General features: G+C 42.4%; 13 protein-coding genes. 6 read left to right on the top strand and 7 right to left on the bottom strand.

Annotated features, from left to right (window positions below):
- Nucleotides 1-13 precede the first annotated feature (13 nt).
- The 6 genes from R2S10_RS21550 to R2S10_RS21525 all read left to right on the top strand — a co-directional run bounded on the left by R2S10_RS21550 (nucleotide 14) and on the right by R2S10_RS21525 (nucleotide 10,318).
- On the top strand, nucleotides 14-334 hold the full coding sequence (locus R2S10_RS21550) for a DUF6660 family protein (protein ID WP_316842488.1): 321 nt from the start codon (nucleotides 14-16) through the stop codon (nucleotides 332-334).
- Between the two features lie 68 nt (nucleotides 335-402).
- Nucleotides 403-4,788: a CusA/CzcA family heavy metal efflux RND transporter gene (locus R2S10_RS21545; protein WP_316842487.1), complete on the top strand. Its 4,386-nt coding sequence runs from the start codon at nucleotides 403-405 to the stop codon at nucleotides 4,786-4,788.
- Between the two features lie 4 nt (nucleotides 4,789-4,792).
- Nucleotides 4,793-6,076, top strand: coding sequence for an efflux RND transporter periplasmic adaptor subunit (locus R2S10_RS21540; RefSeq protein WP_316842486.1), 1,284 nt, complete (start codon nucleotides 4,793-4,795; stop codon nucleotides 6,074-6,076).
- 74 nt (nucleotides 6,077-6,150) lie between these two features.
- Nucleotides 6,151-6,570, top strand: a complete 420-nt coding sequence (locus R2S10_RS21535) for a Fur family transcriptional regulator (RefSeq protein WP_316842485.1) — start codon at nucleotides 6,151-6,153, stop codon at nucleotides 6,568-6,570.
- 103 nt (nucleotides 6,571-6,673) lie between these two features.
- Nucleotides 6,674-8,689, top strand: a complete 2,016-nt coding sequence (locus tag R2S10_RS21530; RefSeq protein ID WP_316842484.1) for a heavy metal translocating P-type ATPase — start codon at nucleotides 6,674-6,676, stop codon at nucleotides 8,687-8,689.
- 96 nt (nucleotides 8,690-8,785) lie between these two features.
- Nucleotides 8,786-10,318 (top strand): hypothetical protein, encoded by a 1,533-nt coding sequence (locus R2S10_RS21525; protein WP_316842483.1) that lies wholly within the window; start codon nucleotides 8,786-8,788, stop codon nucleotides 10,316-10,318.
- A gap of 18 nt (nucleotides 10,319-10,336) precedes the next feature.
- On the opposite strand, the gene R2S10_RS21520 is transcribed toward R2S10_RS21525, so the two are convergent.
- From R2S10_RS21520 to R2S10_RS21490, 7 genes are all read right to left on the bottom strand, one after another.
- Complete coding sequence (locus tag R2S10_RS21520; RefSeq protein ID WP_316842482.1) at nucleotides 10,337-11,761, bottom strand: GDSL-type esterase/lipase family protein; 1,425 nt, start codon at nucleotides 11,759-11,761, stop codon at nucleotides 10,337-10,339.
- Between the two features lie 13 nt (nucleotides 11,762-11,774).
- Complete coding sequence (locus tag R2S10_RS21515; protein ID WP_316842481.1) at nucleotides 11,775-13,313, bottom strand: DUF4955 domain-containing protein; 1,539 nt, start codon at nucleotides 13,311-13,313, stop codon at nucleotides 11,775-11,777.
- Nucleotides 13,314-13,365: 52 nt separating this feature from the next.
- Nucleotides 13,366-14,691 (bottom strand): polysaccharide lyase 6 family protein, encoded by a 1,326-nt coding sequence (locus R2S10_RS21510; RefSeq protein ID WP_316842480.1) that lies wholly within the window; start codon nucleotides 14,689-14,691, stop codon nucleotides 13,366-13,368.
- 4 nt (nucleotides 14,692-14,695) lie between these two features.
- Nucleotides 14,696-16,135: an alpha-L-fucosidase gene (locus tag R2S10_RS21505; protein ID WP_316842479.1), complete on the bottom strand. Its 1,440-nt coding sequence runs from the start codon at nucleotides 16,133-16,135 to the stop codon at nucleotides 14,696-14,698.
- Between the two features lie 129 nt (nucleotides 16,136-16,264).
- Nucleotides 16,265-17,050: a heparin lyase I family protein gene (locus tag R2S10_RS21500; RefSeq protein WP_316842478.1), complete on the bottom strand. Its 786-nt coding sequence runs from the start codon at nucleotides 17,048-17,050 to the stop codon at nucleotides 16,265-16,267.
- Nucleotides 17,051-17,121: 71 nt separating this feature from the next.
- Nucleotides 17,122-18,306, bottom strand: coding sequence for a glycoside hydrolase family 88 protein (locus tag R2S10_RS21495; RefSeq protein ID WP_316842477.1), 1,185 nt, complete (start codon nucleotides 18,304-18,306; stop codon nucleotides 17,122-17,124).
- Nucleotides 18,307-18,335: 29 nt separating this feature from the next.
- Entirely contained in the window at nucleotides 18,336-20,228 is a 1,893-nt protein-coding gene (locus R2S10_RS21490) for an alpha-L-fucosidase (RefSeq protein WP_316842476.1), read from the bottom strand.
- Nucleotides 20,229-20,231: the final 3 nt, after the last annotated feature.

The following is a 20,231-nucleotide window of genomic DNA, read 5'->3' as shown; positions in this document are numbered from 1 at the left end:
ATAAGTTTGCGAGGTGAGGTATTTAGCTTATATATTTACGATTGTCATCATGGCCCTTTCTGTATGGCCATGTTGCGACGATGAAGCTAAAATCAGCACCCAACAAACGCACATCAGCGAAGTACAGGAAATCCCTTGTGATCAGGACCCAGGTCCACATACTTGCTCCCCTTTCTTCCATTGCAGTACTTGTCAGGCTTTCGCTATTCCTAGCCCAAGTCATCTGATCAATACCACATTATTCTCTAAAAAAGAAGTCAGCTATCCTGAACTTCCTACTACCCCGCTTGTCATCTTTGCCGGTGATATCTGGCAACCCCCTCAGTTAGGATAATCTACACCCATTTCATCAACATTGATGAATTCATGTATTGATTATTTTTAGCAACAAGACAAAACCTTATGTTTGATAAGATTATTTTATTCTCTATAAAGAATAAACTGGCCATTGGTTTAATGACACTTTCCCTGGTCATCTGGGGCATTTATTCACTAACCAGATTGCCCATAGATGCGGTACCCGACATCACCAATAACCAGGTACAAATCATGACCCAGGCCCCAAGTTTAGGCGCCCAGGAAGTAGAACAATTCATTACAGCACCAATAGAACTGGCCATGGCCAACATTCCACAGGTGATCGAAAAACGCTCGATCTCCAGATCTGGAATCTCCGTTATCACCATCGTTTTTGAAGATGATACCGACATTTACTGGGCACGTCAACAAGTCAGCGCCCAACTAAAAGAAGCAGAAGCCAATATTCCAAAAGGACTGGCCGAACCTACACTCGCTCCCATCACCACTGGATTGGGAGAGATTTACCAATATGTATTGCATACCAAAAAAGGATATGAAAAGAAATACAACGCCACCGACCTTAGGACTTTACAAGACTGGGTAGTTAGAACTCAACTTGCAGGTACTAAAGGCGTAGCCGAAGTAAGTGGCTGGGGTGGATATGTGAAACAATACGAAATCGCCCTCGATAATGATAAACTAAACTCCCTCAACATTACCATTGCGGACATCTATAAAGCTTTAGAAAACAACAATGAAAATACCGGAGGTTCCTATATAGAACAACAAAGTAATTCCTATACCATCCGTGGTGTCGGACAAGTGAAAAGCCTTGCCGATATTGAAAAGATCGTCGTAAAAAACATGGGTGGCGTTCCCATCCTCATTCGTGATGTAGCCACCGTACAGTTTGGCTCAGCCACACGATACGGTGCCGTAACCCGTGATGGAGAAGGCGAAGTAGTGGCCGGTATCACGCTCATGCTCAAAGGAGAGAATTTCAATGAAGTGATTAAAAATGTAAAAGAACGCATTGCCCAAATTCAGAAATCCCTCCCTGAAGGTGTCGTAATCGAACCTTTCATTGACCGTACCGAATTGGTAGGCAGATCCATCAGTACCGTTCAAAAAAACCTGATAGAGGGTGCTTTGATCGTTATTTTTGTCCTGCTACTACTACTGGGTAACTGGAGAGCAGGATTAATAGTAGCCTCTGTGATCCCACTTTCTATGCTGTTCGCATTTGCGATGATGCGTCTCTTTGGCGTATCAGGGAACCTAATGAGCCTTGGCGCCATAGATTTTGGACTGATCGTAGATGGTGCCGTGATTATTGTTGAAGCAATTATCTTCCGACTAACCACCAGAAATCAAGGCAAGGATAACCTCCCGCTAAGCAGCGAACAAATGGATAAAGAAGTATATACTGCCTCTTCAAAAATCAGAAACAGCGCCGCTTTCGGCGAAATTATTATCCTTATCGTATACCTTCCCCTATTGACATTGGTAGGAATTGAAGGTAAAATGTTTAAACCGATGGCACAAACGGTCGTGTTCGCAATTGTAGGTGCTTTCATTTTATCCATGACCTACGTTCCAATGATGGCCGCCCTATTCTTAAGCAAGAACACCACGCATAAACGCAATATCTCCGATAAAATCATGGACGCTATGCTCAGCGTCTATCAACCCGCCTTAAAAGCAGTATTGAAATTCAAAAAGCTAACCGTAGCTGCAGCTGTTTTAATGTTTGCAATCACACTTTGGGTATTCAATAGCATGGGTGGCGAATTCCTTCCGCAATTAGAAGAAGGTGACCTTGCCGTAGAAATATCTATGTCTCAGGGAACTTCCCTAAGCCAGGTAGTAGAAACCTTTGGCAAGGCCGAGAAAATCTTAAAAGATCAATTCCCAGAGGTCAAACAAGTGGTTACCCGTATTGGTAGTGCCGAAATTCCTACCGACCCTATGCCTGTAGAAAGAGGTGATATGATGGTGGCCATGATGCCTAAAGAAGAATGGACTTCCGCAAAAACTAAAGAGGAAATGTCCGAAAAAATGGAAGAAGCATTATCCATCCTGCCAGGTGTGAACATAGAAATCACCCAGCCGATGCAAATGCGCTTCAATGAACTGATGACGGGTGTCCGCCAGGATGTAGCCATAAAAATCTATGGAGAAGATCTCGATATCCTGACCCAACAGGCAAATAAAATCGCCAAATTGATTGCGCCAGTACAAGGTGTCAATGAGCCTTTTGTAGAACAGGTTACCGGTCTTCCACAAGTTGTTGTAGAATACGATCGTGATAAAATCGCACAATATGGACTGAGTATTTCTGAGGTAAATACCCTGCTCAGAACCGCTTTTGCAGGTAATACCGCAGGTGTAATCTTTGAAGGAGAAAAAAGATTTGAAATGGTGGTTCGTTTAGAAAGAGACCTCCGTGAGAACATCTCCAGCATTGAAAACCTCTACATTCCTTTGCCATCCGGTAATAAAGTACCGCTCAACCAGGTCGCCAGCGTTACTTTAAAAAATGCACCTGCACAAATCTCCAGAGAAGATGGAAAACGTAGAATCTATGTCGGATTTAATGTCAAAGGCAGAGATGTGGAGCGTACCGTAGCAGAAATTCAAAGGATCCTCGATGAGAAGCTAAAGCTGCCTTCCGGATATTACTTAACCTATGGTGGCCAGTTTGAAAACTTAACGAAAGCAAAAGACAGGCTGTCTATTGCCGTTCCTATCGCCTTAATACTGATCATGGGCTTGCTTTATATGACATTTAAGTCCTTTAGCCAAACCCTCCTGATCTTTACGGCCATCCCTCTTTCAGCAATTGGTGGTGTTTTTGCCTTGATTCTTAGAGACATGCCTTTCAGCATTTCCGCCGGAGTGGGCTTCATCGCACTCTTTGGTGTGGCCGTCCTGAATGGAATTGTATTGATCGGTTATTTCAATCAATTGAAAGAAGAAGGCATGACCGATATCTACCAACGTGTCATGGAAGGCACAAAAGTAAGGTTGCGCCCGGTGATCATGACTGCCGCTGTAGCTTCCCTTGGCTTCCTGCCAATGGCGCTTTCTGGTAGTGCCGGTGCCGAAGTACAAAAACCCTTAGCAACAGTGGTAATTGGTGGTTTACTCTCGGCTACCCTCTTAACCCTGTTCGTACTCCCTTGTCTATATTTATTGTTTTCCCGAAAAAAAGATAAAACCGAAAAATCAAATCTTAATCCAATGATAAAAAGCTTATTGATCATCGGAATACTTGGTTTAACCAGCTTTAGCAGTATAAATACGGCTACTGCACAAATTAAACCACTCAGCTTAGATAGCATAATCGCTATGGCAGTTCAGAATAATCTGAAACTGAAATCCGCAAAACTAGGTATAGAACAGTCTAAAGCCTTACAGAAATCAGGATTTGATCCCGCAAAAACAGAGTTTTCATTATCACAGGATCCTACAAGTGGTGGCGGTAATGACAATTCTCTTAATGTAACCCAGACTTTTTCCTGGCCAGGATTGTATAAGAATCAGAATAAAGTACTGAAAATGGAAAGCACATTAACGGAAAAAGCATTCAACTATTCCCGTGCAGAAATTGTCAGAGATACTAAAACCGCTTATTACAATTACCTGTATTATATCCAGACCTTGAAAGTGTTGAACTTCCAGGATAGCATCTATCAGAATTTCATTAAAAAAGCAGAAGTAAGGCATAAATCCGGCGAAACCTCTAACCTGGAACTCATGACTGCCAGAAATAAATATCAGGATGTTCAAGCCCTTAAAAACGCGGCACAGGCAGAATTGAAAATCCAGGAACTCAATATCCAACAACTGCTGAATACCCGAAACCCAATCGTTCTGGCTTCGACGGATTTACCTCTATTAACTGCGGTTAAACTCGACTCAGTGGGTAAAAGCTTGAACCCATTACTGAGTTATCAGGAACAGCAGGTCGCGATTGCCAATGCGAAAATCGCCTTGCAGAAAGCTAAAGCCATGCCTGATTTCACGCTTGGTTATAGTCAGCAGATGGTGATCAAATCTTTTAATCCTGCCAATATCGACAGGAGTTATACACCCGGTACCCGAATTGCAGGTTTGCAAGTCGGCCTTGCAGTACCCCTGTTTAATGGTGCTGGTCGCGCAAAAGTGAAAGCAGAGAAAATTGCTGTACAAATCGCTGAAACCGAATATCAGAATACAGCGCGTGAGTTTGAAATCCAATACGAGCAAATATTTCAGGAATACCTGAAAAACAAACAGATCCTGGATTATTACACCAATGTGGGCTTAAAACAAGCTAAAGAGCAATTGCGTATTGCGCAAGTATCATTTGATCTTGGAGAAATCGGCTATATGGAATATGTACAAAACATCTCCCTGGCCATTCAAAGCAATATCACTTACCTCGAAACACTAAATCAATTAAATCAAACCACCATTCAATTGGCATTTATCAAAGGAGAATAATCAAATGAACTTATATAGAAACAACTTACCAGCAGCACTAATTATCGCATTAATGCTGAGCAGCTCCCTGATCGCCTGCAATGGCACAAAAGAAAAACCTGCAGAAAAAGAGGCGACAGAAGTACATGAAGACGAAGCCACGCATAGCGATGAAATCGAACTCAGCGAACAACAAATGAAAGCGGTAGGCATTGAAATCGGCACCATTCAAGAGAAAAACCTTACTGCCGTAGTCAAAGCAAGCGGACAATTGGCAGTACCACCACAAAATGAGGCTAAAGTAAACCTGCTTTCCGGTGGGATCATCCGCAAAATCAATGTACTCGAAGGTCAGAAAGTAAGAAAAGGACAGGTTTTAGCCATAGTAGAAAATCAGGAGATGATTAAACTACAGCAAGACTACCTGTCTGCAAAAAATGGTTTCTCCTTTGTCGATGCCGAATATAAACGTCAGCAACAATTAAAAGCAGCTGATGCCGGAACCGGCAGATCCTTTCAGTTGGCAGAAGCAAATTACCATACGGAGCTTTCTAAAATTAAAGCACTGGAACGCCAGCTGCAACAACAAGGGATCTCTCCTAAAAACGTTTCTGCAGGAAATATTACCGCTCAAACCAGTGTAACAGCTCCTATTTCAGGAACCATCGGAACCATTCAAGTCACTACCGGTGCTTTTGTACAACCGGGAACTTCTTTAATGGACATCGTTGACAACTCAAAAATCCATGCCGACTTACTCGTATATGAGAAAGACCTTTTCAAAGTTCAAATTGGTCAGAAAGTGAGCTTCAGATTAACCAATCAGGACAATCAACAGATTGAAGGAGTATTGATCGGAATCAACAAATCATTTGAAGATGATACCAAAGGGGTAATTGTTCATGCCGTGATCACCAAACCATTACCCAACCTGATCCCAGGTATGTATGTAACCGGATTGATCAGTGTAGGTACAGAAAAGTCCCCGGCAGTACCAATTGATGCAGTCGTAAAGGCCGAAGGAAAGGAATATATTTTCATTGTGGAAGAAGAAGCGAAAACAGATGAACATGAAAAAGTAGCGGAGCCTAAAAAACCGGGAGCAACTGAAAAAGAAAGCCATAAAGGAGAAGAACAACATGAACATGGTACCCATTTCAAAAAAGTAGAAGTGGTAACTGGAGTTTCTGAATTAGGTTTTATCAATATCACACCACTGGAAAAACTCCCTGAAAACACGAAATTAGTAATTAAAGGAGCGTTTTACCTGCAGTCTAAATCTACGGCACCTACAGCTCACTCCCATTAAAAATTGGTATTTTTACAATCATCAAAAAAATGATTCATCATTCTAAAAATTGATTAACTCCTAAAGATCTTTATATGACAAAAGGAATAGAACAAAGACTCAAAAGCAAAAACATCAACCCGACTGCTATGCGATTGCTGGTTTTGGATTTCCTGATGCAGCAAAATGCAGCCATTAGTCTGACTGATCTGGAGAAAGGTATGGGGCCTTCCGACAGGATTACCCTGTACCGTACCCTTAAAACTTTTGAAGAAAAAGGCCTGGTTCACCATATTGATGATGGAACAGGCACTACAAAATATGCTTTGTGCATGGAGGAATGTGATGGTGATCATCATCAGGACCTCCATGTACATTTCTATTGTAATACCTGCAAGGAGACATTCTGTCTGCCAAACACTAAAATCCCTCAAATCTCACTCCCGGAAAAATTTCGGTCTGAAGAAATGAATCTGGTGATAAAAGGCATATGCGATCGTTGTAATCCCGATTAAATTCCTTTTCATCCCTCAAAACTTCAGAACTAACTTTGCAATAGCATTGCATCGTATTTGCTGGTAAATTTGTATATTAATTTTAAACAAGATGCCAGAATTTATGAAAATCAAAGACTGCTGCAGTACAGAAGAAGCCGATAAAACCGCTATAAAAAAAAATCATAATCACTCACATGCCGGACATCAGCATGAAGGCCACCAACATGCTGCGAATGAAAGCCATGACGACGACGATGGTCATAACCATGGATCCGGAGAACCGGAGTCCTGGACCAGCCACTGGCCACTCCTTACCTCCCTTGCGGTCATAATTATTATGCTAACGCTGGAATACGGCTTTAACATCACCTTCAGCCAGCTTATTCAGCTATTCATATATGTTCCAGCCTACCTATTGGCCGGATACAATGTATTAGCGCTTGCTTTCAGAAAAGCCATCAGGCTAGATTTCTTCAATGAGTTCTTTCTGATGAGCGTAGCTACCATTGGAGCTTTTGCCATAGGTTCCTACAGTGAAGGTGTGGCCGTTATGGTCTTCTATTCTATCGGAGAATGGTTCCAGGATAGTGCCGTAAACAAAGCAAAAAGAAGCATTAAAGCCCTATTAGACATTAGACCCGACAGCGTAGATGTCATCCGCAATGGAAAAGTGATCAATGTTGCCCCGGCAGAAGTAGCCATCGAAGAAATCATTCAGGTAAAACCCGGAGAAAAAGTAGCTCTGGATGGTGTTCTTTATTCTGAAAAAGCAACATTCAATACCGCAGCCCTGACCGGTGAAAGTAAACCTGACAGCAAAAATAAAGGTGACCAGGTTCTTGCAGGAATGATCAACCTGAATCAACTGGCGCAAGTACAGGTAAAATCTTTATTCAAAGACAGTAAGCTGAGCAAAATCCTGGAAATGGTACAAGATGCCACTGCCAGAAAATCACAGACCCAGCTTTTCATCTCCCGCTTTGCAAAGGTATATACCCCAATCGTATTCCTATTGGCCGTTATGCTGATTACACTGCCCTATTTCTTTGTAACAGACTATAATTTCCAGGACTGGTTTTACCGTGGTTTGGTATTCCTGGTGATCAGCTGCCCATGTGCGCTGGTAGTGTCTATTCCTTTAGGTTATTTCGGAGGAATCGGACTCGCTTCCAGAAATGGAATCCTGTTTAAAGGATCCAATTTCCTGGACATCATGACTAAAATTGATACGGTAGTGATGGATAAAACAGGCACGCTAACCAAAGGTGTTTTCCAGGTGCAAAAAGTAAATACCGAAGGCATCCAGGAAAAAGAATTCATCCAGTTACTGGCAGCCATAGAAAGTAAATCTACACACCCGATCGCCACAGCAATCGCTGAATACGCTGGAACGACGCCAGACCAGGCAATGATTGGTCATGTAGAAGAAATTGCAGGACATGGCTTAAAAGGGCTGATTGATGGCAAAGAAGTGCTTGCAGGGAATGCAAAACTCCTTAAAAAGTTCAACATCCTTTATCCTGCAGAAATCGATGCCATCGTCGATTCAGTAGTAGTGGTGGCAATAGCACAGCAATATGCAGGCTATGTAACCATTGCAGATGAAGTAAAAGCAGATGCCAAACAAGCCATTACAGACTTACATGCTTTAAATATAAAAACAGTAATGCTCAGTGGAGATAAACAAAGCGTAGTGAATAAAATCGCTGCATTTTTGGGCATCGACCAGGCATTCGGCGACCTGCTTCCTGAAAACAAAGTGACAAAAGTAGAAGAACTTAAAGCAGCAGGAAGAACACTTGCCTTTGTTGGAGATGGTGTAAACGATGCGCCGGTGGTGGCATTGGCTGACGCTGGAATTGCCATGGGGGGCTTAGGTAGCGATGCTACAATTGAAACTGCAGATATCGTGATTCAAAACGATCAGCCTTCTAAAATAGTTGCAGCCATTAAAATAGGTAAACTCACCCGAAACGTAGTATGGCAAAACATTATCCTTGCCATGAGCATCAAAGTAATCGTACTGATTCTGGGTGCAGGTGGCATAGCCAACCTATGGGAAGCCGTAATTGCAGATGTAGGTGTGGCCTTACTCGCCATTTTAAATGCAGTTCGTATCCAACGAATGAAGATATAATTGCCAAGGAACTTGATTACCCTGCCAATTTAAACGATTAAAATTTAGAATATTATAACGCTATTGCATGGTCATAAACCAAATACTGACCATCAAATGAAGCACAAATTTACCTGGACTGTGCTGGCCCTTCTGACCAGCACAGTTCTTTTTTCCTTTATCAAAGCTCCCATCTCCTGGAAGTCGAAGTTCCTTGACCTCAACAAAGATGGAACCATCACCTACCATCCCGATGAACAAGGAAATATCATCCCGGACTTCAGTCTGGTTGGCTACCATCACGGCTTAATACCCATCCCAAAACTTAAAATATTCAAAACCTTAAAACCCATCAATGGAGATGCAGGAACCATGATCCAACAAGCAATTGATGAACTTTCCGCATTACCCGCTGATAAAAATGGCCATAGAGGAACCATTCTATTAACAAAAGGAACTTACCCTATTGCCGGAACCATTCACATCAAATCTGATGGCATTGTACTTAAAGGCGAGGGAAACACAGCCAATGGCACTAAACTCATTGCTACCGGGAAAGGTTCCCGCTCCCTGCTACAAATTATGGGTACCGGTCAAGTCACAGAAATTCCCCGAACAAGGGTCAACATCACCGATCAATACCTGCCTACAGGAGCAAAATCCTTTAAAGTAAACGATGCAAAAGGATTCAAAATGGGCGATAAAATTATCCTGTTCAGACCAGGTAGCAGCAACTGGATCAAGGACATACAAATGGACCAGATCATCTCCAGACAAGGCACCAAGCAATGGCAAGCCGAAGATTACAACCTAAGCTATGAAAGAGAAATCACAAAAATAATCGGCAATACCGTATTCATAGACAACCCTGTGGTAATGGCCATAGACCAGAAATACAGCACCGGAGCCATTTACAAATACAGCTATAAAGGCAGGTTAAAAGAAGTTGGCGTAGAAAACATACTTTTTGAATCAGAATATGCAAATGATATAGATGAAGACCACGGTAACATTGCCATCGATTTTGACCATATCGAAAACGGCTGGGCAACAAACATCACTGCACGATTTTTCATTTATGCGGCAGTTAGCCTGAATACCGGAGCAAAAAACATCACTGTTAAAGACTCCAAATGTCTGGATGCCAAATCCATCATTACCGGAGGCAGAAGATACTCATTCAACAACAACGGACAACAGAACCTCTTCATGAATCTGGAAACTACCGAAGGCAGACATGATTACGTAACCGGAGCAAAAACAGCAGGCCCCAATGTCTTCTACAACTGTAAATCAAGAAATACACATGCAGATATCGGCCCCCACCACCGCTGGGCAACAGGAACACTATATGACAACATCGACACCGACGGACAAATCAACGTACAAGATCGTGGAAACTGGGGTAGCGGACATGGCTGGGCCGGAGTTACACAAGTGATCTGGAACTGTAAAGTGGAGTCCGCAGCCATTCAAAACCCATGGGCATCCGGTAAAAATTATGCCATAGGCCTGAAAGGAAAAAAAGTATCAGGAAGATTACCTGGAAAACCTGATGGAGAATGGGAAGCCCAGGATCAGCAAAATTTACAACCCCCATCTTTATTCCTTGCGCAGTTAAAAGCCGCCCATTTAAAAGTTACAAACTAACAATTAAGCTACGGGAAACTAATATCCTGTAGCTTTTAGAATAAAATCAACAATAGGTTGCGGATTAGGAAGACTATGTGGATGATGTTTGCCAGCAGGCTTATGAATCAACTGAATATCCCCGCCCGCAGCCTTAATTTTCTCCGCAAAAGGAAGGCTGTTTTCTGCCATTGGTACTACCTCATCCAGATCCCCGCACACATGCAACATCGGATACTTCCCCTTCACAATCGCCGAAATCTGATCCATCGGGCTACCTTTAAAATCAGCAGCTTCCGCATCATTGGCATAACCATAAGCCTTTAAGAAAGCTGCCCAGTTCTCTTTACTTCCAGGTCCTTTACCCTTTCCTCCCGGCCAGCTTTTTAAATCCAATACCGGATTATCGGCATAAACACAAGCTACTTTATCTGGATTGGCCGCAGCCCAGTTGTACACATAAACACCACCCCTGCTCATCCCTTCCATCACCGCTTTCTTAGCCAAGCCCATCTTTTGTAGCGCCTGATAAAAATCATTCCAGACCCCTATCGCTTCCGCATTGCCAAACAACTCCGCTACGTCACAATACACGATATGAAAACCACGTTCCAGCAAAGCGACATCAGTTTGTGGCTCATGGCCAAAAAATCTGGCTCTCCATACCCAAGGCATCCCTTTCGCCACCCGCTTCGGACTAACGATCCGCGCATCATGCCCTTTGAATGAAAAGTTCAACTGCTCATAACCATTAAAAGAACTCCGCTTCAAAGGCGTTTTAATCTTGCTGGAAAGATCTTTTGAAGGTTTGTTTTTCTGAAGCACAAAAGACCTTAAACGTTCCGCAATAAAACCATCTCCTACTGCATTCGGATGGATTTTATCCCCCAATAAAGATTCTTTATCTGCAAACAAACTGTACAAATCAATTATTTCCAATCGTTCATCATAAGCCACTTTTTGTACCATGGCAATCAGACTATCCTTCATATAAGTGCCCGAAATTCCAAATTGTGTATCAGAAAAAGCCTTCACAGGGAGTAGTAAAACCACCTTAGGTTTAGTCGCCAATCCCTGAAAACTATGTACCATATCTTTATAATCAGTCACAAAAGAAGCCATCTCCTTACGATTGATTTGCTTGCTATCATTCGTCCCCAGCTTAATGAAAACCAGATCCGGCCTACTACTCAACACCTGTTGATATTCCGGCGTTTTCCAATAAGGTTTGTTTCCTTTTTTAAGCATTGTTGCACCACTGACCCCAAAATTCAGCACTTCAAAATCAACTCCAAGCAATGCCTGCAACTGCGCAGGATAAGATTCCCGGGCACGGTCTTTCAGTCCGGAGCCAAAAGTAATGCTGTTACCTACACATACAATACGCATTTTCGACTGCGCATAACCTTCAGAACCAGTTATAAAAACCAGCCATATCAAGAGGAGCTTAAAGACTTTTCTCATGTACTATCTAATTTTATTTGGCATTCGCCAGATCAATTCCTTTTAACCTCAATTGAAGCTGTGCCTCAAATAATGAACTCGGCAGCACTGCTTCTCCTTGTGATTCATTCCTCCCCGCATGTTCAAAAGTTACAACTTTATCCGCAGTAAAACCAACCAGAATAGGCAAAGCAATGGTATAGTTTCTTCTTCTTGAACTATCCCAGAAATCATAATGCTGATCTTTAAGGGATCTGTGATGAAAATTCCACAGCACCAATTGCTTACCGTGGTGCGGATACCCGGGTTCAGGCCCACCTAAATTATAAAATACCCCACCTTGTACCTCATCATAAAGTGTGGCATAAGGTTGTCCGGAGTGAATATCAAAGTTCTGATCTATGCCTAAAGAACACTTTGTAATCACGGTTCCAACGGCACTATAACCCGTCCCGGCACCATGATGTTGCGCGCCATTGAAGGAACAATTTTTAACCAATACGCCATATCCGGTACGTGCATGGACAGACGCATGACCTTTCTTTCCTCTAAAATGAGTGTTTTCTATGGTCATTCTATAGCCAGAACGGATAAAAATACCCTCATTAAGGTCATGAAACTCACAATTCCTAATCCAGCTATCCTTTAAGTACTCCATTCCAACCGCCTCATACGCATAATCATGGATCTCATTCTTATGGTGAATAAAAGCTTCCGGGTAATTTTTCCAGTTACTGGAAAAGCGAAGGTCTTCAATACCACATTCTGATAGCGCAGTATAGCTTTCTATATCCCATGTCCCAGTCTTCACTAATTTAATATCCAGATGAATCGGGTTCTTAAAAACAACCTGATTCCCTGTAATCTTTGCGATCGTATGAATCTCATAAATCTGCATCCCTCCTTTATCGCCAAACAATCTCGACCATTGTGGTTTTAAATCCAATGGTGCGAAATACAACCTGGTAAATTCTTCCGTTCGGTGTCGAATCACCACATCCTGTCCTACCTTTAACATCGAAGCGTCATTCAGCTTTACCGAGAAAGTCTCCCTTCCAGCATCTTCAACAATGGTACTCAGTTTTTTCCCAGTAACATTTTTCGGTTGAAATAAAAACTGTCTGCCATGGATCCGCATATTTGCCTGGTAGATTTCAGTCCCTCCAGCTCCACTCCCAGAACCTTTCAAAATGATCCCGCTTTTAGAAATCCGGATCTGTTTCTTCGCATCCTCATCTGGAGCGATCAGGTATTTACCCGATTCAAAGAAAACAATTCCTCCTCCCGGATTCGCTTCGGCAGCATCAACAGCTTTCTGAATCGCCGCATCATCAAATAACTCGTCGTTGGCAATCGCTCCATAATCCGCAACTTTAAATACCTTTTTCTCTGCCAAAGTTGGCAGTTCCTTTTCCGACCAATGGTAGCCGGCATATGAAAAATCTGGAAGTATCGGTGTCTTACCTTGCGCTTTTGCCTTCACAAAGTCGGTCCAAAGCGGGGATAGGTGTTGTGCTTTCCCGGCAGCTGCCATCATACATAACAAAGGGAAAATAAGCATTGATCTTTTCATTGAACAAATAGATTAAATAGAATGATAACAAGGAAAAACGAAATATAACGCATCAGAATGATAACACTGGAAAAGAAGTATTCAGTGTAGCCCAATTAGGCCCAATTTTTTCCCTTTCCCAAAAGGGCTTAAACGCCGATTGCCCCGGTTTTAAATACAAACCATCCGGCATCTTTTTAAGCGCTTCATTCTTCAATTCAAAACCCTTTTCAGGTGTCCCTGCATAAGATTTACTGAGGATCAGGTTATCCTCAAAATGAACAACGACCTTTTCATCGTACCATTTCAACGGAGATACATCGGCCACAATGATATTCTTTGCAAAAATCGTGTTTAAAGCCGGTAAATACCGACCCGGATTATACCCCGCAGCAATAGCAAAAGGCTCCTTACAATTCAAAATCAGGTTACCGGTAATCACCGCATTTTTCACTTGCCAGTGACTGGTTAAAATTGGATTTGGTAATCCTGCCATCACAGAAATTGCAGCACTCACACTGCTTCCTGTTAAGTCCTGAAAGTAATTGTCGTGTACCTTATGGTTTTCTCCGATGATGCGAACACCACCAGTTCCTGGCTTCCCATTGCCAAGAAAGAAGTTTCCATAAACTTCTGCATCATTACCATGTCTTAAAGTCAGCGTAGCCTTACATTCATAAAACAGGTTATTTCTTATTACATTCTTGCATGATTTATTAGAAACGGCTTCTAACTCCCCATTGCAACGCTCAAAAATATTATCTTCTACCATGGTCAACGAATCATGAAAAGACCAGGTACTGGTCCCGATTCTAATCGTTTCGCCCCCATTTCTTCCCAGCTCCGGACGTGGCCCAAAATAATTATGGTCAATCTGATGGTAATTTGGCTTTTCGGAAAGCCAGACAATAAGCGTTACCCCTTGATGCCGCTTACCCTTAAAAAAGCAATGGTCTACCCGATTGCGAATCCCCCTTAAAGAAACCCAACGGTAATCGACTTTTTCATCGGGATGGTTATAATCTACAACTGCCGTATTTGTCAATCTGCAAAAGGATGACTGCTCAGAAAAATTAATCACCTCTCCCTCCGTCAAAAAACCATTAGCAAAAGACAAACCATCCACCAACAACCAGGAACCATCAATCTCCAAAGAAGAACTCCCTGTCAACAATGTTTTCCCAGGATTGGCAGCCAATAAAACAATGGGACGCGCTTTGCTCCCATTGCCTTTAAATACGATCTTCTGATCCTTCCATACCCCTTCCTCCATTATCACCCGATCTCCGGGAGCCAAAACCAAAGCTTCCAGTTCTTTTGCAGAACGAATGCGATAGTCCTTTGCCTGCCCAACAGCAGCAATCCATAACAGAAAAACAGTAAAAAGTATCGATTTCATTTCCTTAGTCTAATGCTCCGGTTTTCATTTCTTTTTTAGGCTGATCAGTTACCTGATGAGCAACAGTCCCTTCAAACTCCACACGAATTACCGATGCCACAGCATCAGGGCCCTCAGCAGGCACAGAAATCAACAGGTCACCACCTTTGCTTGCCGTAGTCACCTTACCCTTACCTTTCGCCAAAAGCGAAGCTGAAATTACTTTATTTTTAACACCTGGAATCACTAATACCCCATCCTTAGGCCAGTTGAACACAGAAAAATAAAGCACAGTTCCTTTCTTAGTTTCTTTCTTTGTGCAACGACCCCAATCTAATGGCGCTAAAGGACTCGCTTTTGTCCCATATATCGCTTCACTATTCACCTTCATCCATTTCCCAATATCATTCAACCTTTGTACACTTTCCTCAGGAAAAGTACCATCAGGTTTAGGGCCAACATTCAATAAATAATTGCCTCCTTTAGAAGTAATATCCACTAAATTACGAATCAAAGTTTCACTGGATTTCCATTTATGATCCGAAGTACGGAATCCCCAGGTACCATTCATGGTCATACAAGTTTCCCAGTCCATCCCATCCAGTTCTGCCTGATTAGGAATCTTTTGCTCCGGAGTTTTAGTATCCCCAGGAAAATTAGGTCTTTTCAAACGGTCATTGGTAATGATCTGCGGTTGTGTTTTTAGCGCATTTTGTAATTTTAATGCCGCTTCATCGGTCATATTTGTTGGCGTATCCCACCAAAGCACCGCAACATCACCGTAATTGGTCATCAATTCTTTTACCTGTGGTACAGCTACCTCATCAATATACTGGTCAAAAGTCTTCGTCTGTTGTGCCGCATCCCAATGTCCTTTATTGGCCAATGTATAGGCATCAATCTTTGTAGAATCCGGGTTTGCCCACCCTTCTTTCATTTCTTTGCGCGCAGCTGATCCACCTGGATTGTTCCAGTCTTGTGCCTGAGAATAGTAAAACCCTAATTTCAAGCCATTTTTCTTACAAGCTTCAGCCAATGGCTTCAACAAATCCTTGCCATAAGGAGTCGCATCTGTAATGTCCCATTTACTGGCTTTAGAGTTGAATAAAGCGAAACCATCATGGTGTTTAGCAGTGATGATCAGGTATTTCATGCCCGCATCTTTAGCCATTTTCACCCAGGCATCCGCATCATATTTCGTCGGATTAAAGCTTTTCGCCATTTCCTGATATTCTGCAACAGGGATTTTAGATCGGTTCATAATCCACTCTGCTCCGCCACGACGTTGTTCATGACCTTGATACACCCCGGCAAACTGTGCATAGACTCCCCAGTGAATGAACATCCCAAATTTGGCTTCTCTCCACCAGGCCATCCGTTCATCTTTAGTCAGGGCACGCTGGCCATGAGCAAACTGAACAAAAAAAGATAATGCTATGATTAGTGATAATGATATTTTACGCATATGTAGTTTATATTGGTTTGGTCTTCTAATGTACTGCATATTTAACAAGGGGAACACTCTTCAATTGGCCGATCTTTCAGCAATATTGACAAAGTTGTTCCCCTAAAATAGTGTCTTTAGAAATCCTCTTTATTGTGCGGCATCAGCATAAGTTGTTCCGATCCTGATCTTTTTCACGTAATGCGTCACCGCTGCTTCATCTCCTCCATAAACACCCCATTTTGGATCACAATCCTGCACATCAAGCGTTCTGCAAGTCAGACGCTGCGTACCATTAGACAAGGTTTGTTTCACCCCATTATACCAGAACTCAATAAACCCGATAGATGGATCCCTTGAAACTTTCATACGAATCACAAACTTCATCCAGGTACTTACCGGCAAAGTAATCGACCATGGCACCGTGGCCACATGACTATCGTCAAAATGTTGCAGTTCCAACTTTCCTCCTTTTGTTCTCAGCATCAAAGGATGATTTTGCAGAGATCCTGTAGTCGGATAAGATTTCCATTGAAAAATCGCCTCTGTTTTTAAACTGGAAGGGATAAGCAGTTTACTCGTAAAACCGATGTAAATTTCATCGCCTTCGGCTGCCTGAAAATTCTTGGCTCCACGTACTTCTGTACGGTGACTCCCCAATGGTTTCAGAAACTTCCAGGTCAATACCCCCGTTTCATCTGTCACCGTAGATAATGCTCCCGTACCCTCAATATTAATGTTTTTCCAGACATTGTCGGCGCCATTACTGGCATCACCATTAAATAAAACCGATGCAGCCTGAACATCCCCGGGAACAATTTCCGCGGTCGGCGCAATAGGTTTCTGATCCTCTACAGCAGGTTTATCCTTTTCACAACTGGACAATAACAAACTCCCACTCATCAATACTGCAATCATCAATTGATTCTTTTTCATAAAATTTATATATGGTTAGTATTTGGTTGATTCTTGTGATTGCCCAATTGCGACAGGCTCCAATAAAAAACTTATTTCAATTGATCTGCCCTTAACAGCGCTTCCAGGTAGTAATAATCCGCATAAGAAAGTGGCACATCCACTTCCGAATTCGAAGGTTTAGATCCCGTACTACTGATCAGAATAAAGCCTTTATTCGTTCCCACTGGCGCCGTATAAGTATTCGCCATGCTGTTCATCATCACATTGGCCTTATCCAGATAATTTTTCTTTTGATCGCTATAACCACTCAGCTCAAACAAGGCTGAAGCAATAACCGCAGCTGCAGATACATCACGTGGCTCATTAGGAATATTTGGTGCATTAAAATCCCAGTAAGGAACCAAATCTTTTGGCATATTCGGGTGATTCAATATATAAGCAGCAATGTTTTCCGCTTGCTTCAAATAAACAGGATCTTTAGTAAAGCGGTAACACATCGCATATCCATACAATGCCCAACCCTGTCCTCTTGACCAGGCAGATTCATGGCTATATCCCTGATGGGTCTGTTTTTTCAATACAGCACCAGTCTGTGGATCATAATCAATCACATGATAAGAGCTATAATCCGGGCGGAAATGATTTTTCATCGTCACATTGGCATGGCTCACTGCAATCTTATAAAATGAAGAATCACCACTTAACCTTGTCGCCTCGAACAACAATTCCAAATTCATCATATTGTCAATGATCACTGGATTCACCCATTTATCCCGACTATGATCCCAGGATAAAATCACCCCGGTCTTAGGGTTAAAGCGCGTAGCCAATTTCTTTGCCGACTCTAAAACCACCGCTTTATAATGTGCATCATTCGTAATCCGATATCCCGTACCAATGCTACAATACACTTTGAACCCCATATCATGAGTCGTACCGTTCAGCTTTTCCTTTTCAATTGCTGCAGAAAACTTCCTAGCTTCCTTCATCCAGGGCTGTTGATGGTTATACTCGTATAAAAACCACAATACACCGGGAAAGAACCCGCTGGTCCAATCCTTCGAAGCCACTAGTTTTAGCTTCCCGTTTTCAATGGTTCTTGGAGATACCAAGGCTGGATTTCCCGAATGAAGCTTCGCCGCTTCCACTTCCTTCAACATAAACTCGGTTTGTTTGGCAGCCAGCTTAAACGCTTTTTTAACGTTCGGTTGCTGAGCAAAAGTGCTGGTATGCAGCAAAGAAAGAGCTAGTACAGTAAAAAAGTATCTTTTCATTATTCTAAAAATTATATGGGTAATTGCATTTACTTATTAAAAGAGTAAGGTGGTAATGGAATCAACTGAACTTCCAAAAGTTTCATCAGCTCTATGCCTTGCGCCTTTGCAGCACTCAGCCTTAGCTGATAGGTTCCCGCAGGGAATTCGATTTTGCCTAAATCCTGACTAACAACACCAGTTTTCTGACTAGCCAGAGGAACTTCCATATTAAATGAGCCCAACTCTACCCGATACCTTCCTTCGGGATCTGCTCCCGGCAGATACTTAACGATCACCTGATATCTGGCCTTGGCTAAGGTTTTAACATTCCAGGTAAAAAACTGATCTTCTGACTTTAACCCATCCACAAAATAACGGTCAGTTTTTCCATCCCCGAATCCGAAACCTTTCCCATGTAACGTTGCATCAAAAGCAAGCAACCTGTTACTCATCTCCTTATTGGCCAGCAAACGTATTGGATCTACACTTACAGCCGCATTCAGTTCCAATACGATCACTGCATCAGCAGGATCCGGGCAAATTTCAGGTACAGCAATACGCAGTACCGCAGGCCCTAAACGCTTTACAGGTAATTTCTTTTTTGCAGGATCATTTAACAGATAAGCCTGTTTAACCTGAGTTTTTAAGCCGCCTAATAATAACTCCCCATCCTTAGGCCAGTCAAACACATGCAGATATATCCGCTGCCCTTTTTGAGTGGTTACCCCCCAGGCCGGAATCGGCAAGGTCGAGCGATTGCTTCCAAAAATGGAAGACTTATTTTTATGCAGCCATGGGCCTATACTATCCAGAATGCGTTGGTCCTTCTGATCAAAACTACCATCCGCTTTAGGACCAATATTCATCAAAAGGTTGCCCCCTCGGGAACTCGAATTTGCCAACAGGCGAATAAAAAACTGAGCAGATTTATGACTATTGTCATGTTTAGAATAGCCATAAGATTCATTTGTAGTCGGAATCGCTTCCCAATCTCCAGCTACCGTACGGAATTCTGCCGGACGATCTCCCGTATTTTGGTAATCACCAAAATTCATTGCCGCAGTTCTTGCCAAACGACCATTCACTACAATATTCGGATCAGTTTCTCTAATCGCATGAAGAATCTTCAGGTTTTCAGAGAAAGGTAATTTATGAGGTGTATCAAACCATAAAATATCAGGATGATACTTATTGATCAATTCTTTGAGCTGAGGGATTGCTTTCTCTTCTACATATCTTTGTGCTTTTGGCAACCATTCCGGATGCTGATCAAACCAGTTGGCACCACCGATCAATTGATCACCTCCAGGATTCTTATATTCCCAATCGTTGCCCGGTGCATCGGGATGTTCCCAATCAAAAGCATGAGAATAGTAAAAGCCAAACTTCATCCCATGTTTCTTTGCCGCAACAGCCAACTCCGCCATCGGATCTCGCTTAAAAGGAGTCTGATCCATCACATCAAAATCCGAAACTTTAGAATCAAACATCGCAAAACCATCATGATGCTTAGCCGTAATAATGAAGTAATTCATCCCTGCCTTTTTCGCATCCAAGATCCATTCTTCTGCGTTAAACTTCAATGGATTGAACTCATGAGCAAGATTCAGATAATCAGCCCTGCTAATCTTTTCTTTACGCATCAGGTGTTCCGCATATCCATTCACGACCTTTCCTTTCCATTCTCCTTCCGGAATAGAATAGATTCCCCAATGAACAAACATGCCAAACTTTGCCGCTCTCCACCATTTCATCCGCGCCTCATGTTCCGTCATAGAAGCGGTCCACCAACCATTTTTAGCCTCCTTAATTGCCCCTTCATCACGCAGCTTTGCCTGGTTAAACATTTCTTTATCCTCATCACCGGCCACCTGGCTATAACCATAACCCGCATTAAGCAACATGGACAACAACAAAAATGCCGACTTACAATACTTCATTTT

Origin of the sequence: Pedobacter gandavensis, from assembly GCF_032678745.1 — a bacterium.
Lineage (GTDB): Bacteria > Bacteroidota > Bacteroidia > Sphingobacteriales > Sphingobacteriaceae > Pedobacter > Pedobacter gandavensis_C.
This window is presented reverse-complemented; position numbering and strand designations above follow the sequence as displayed.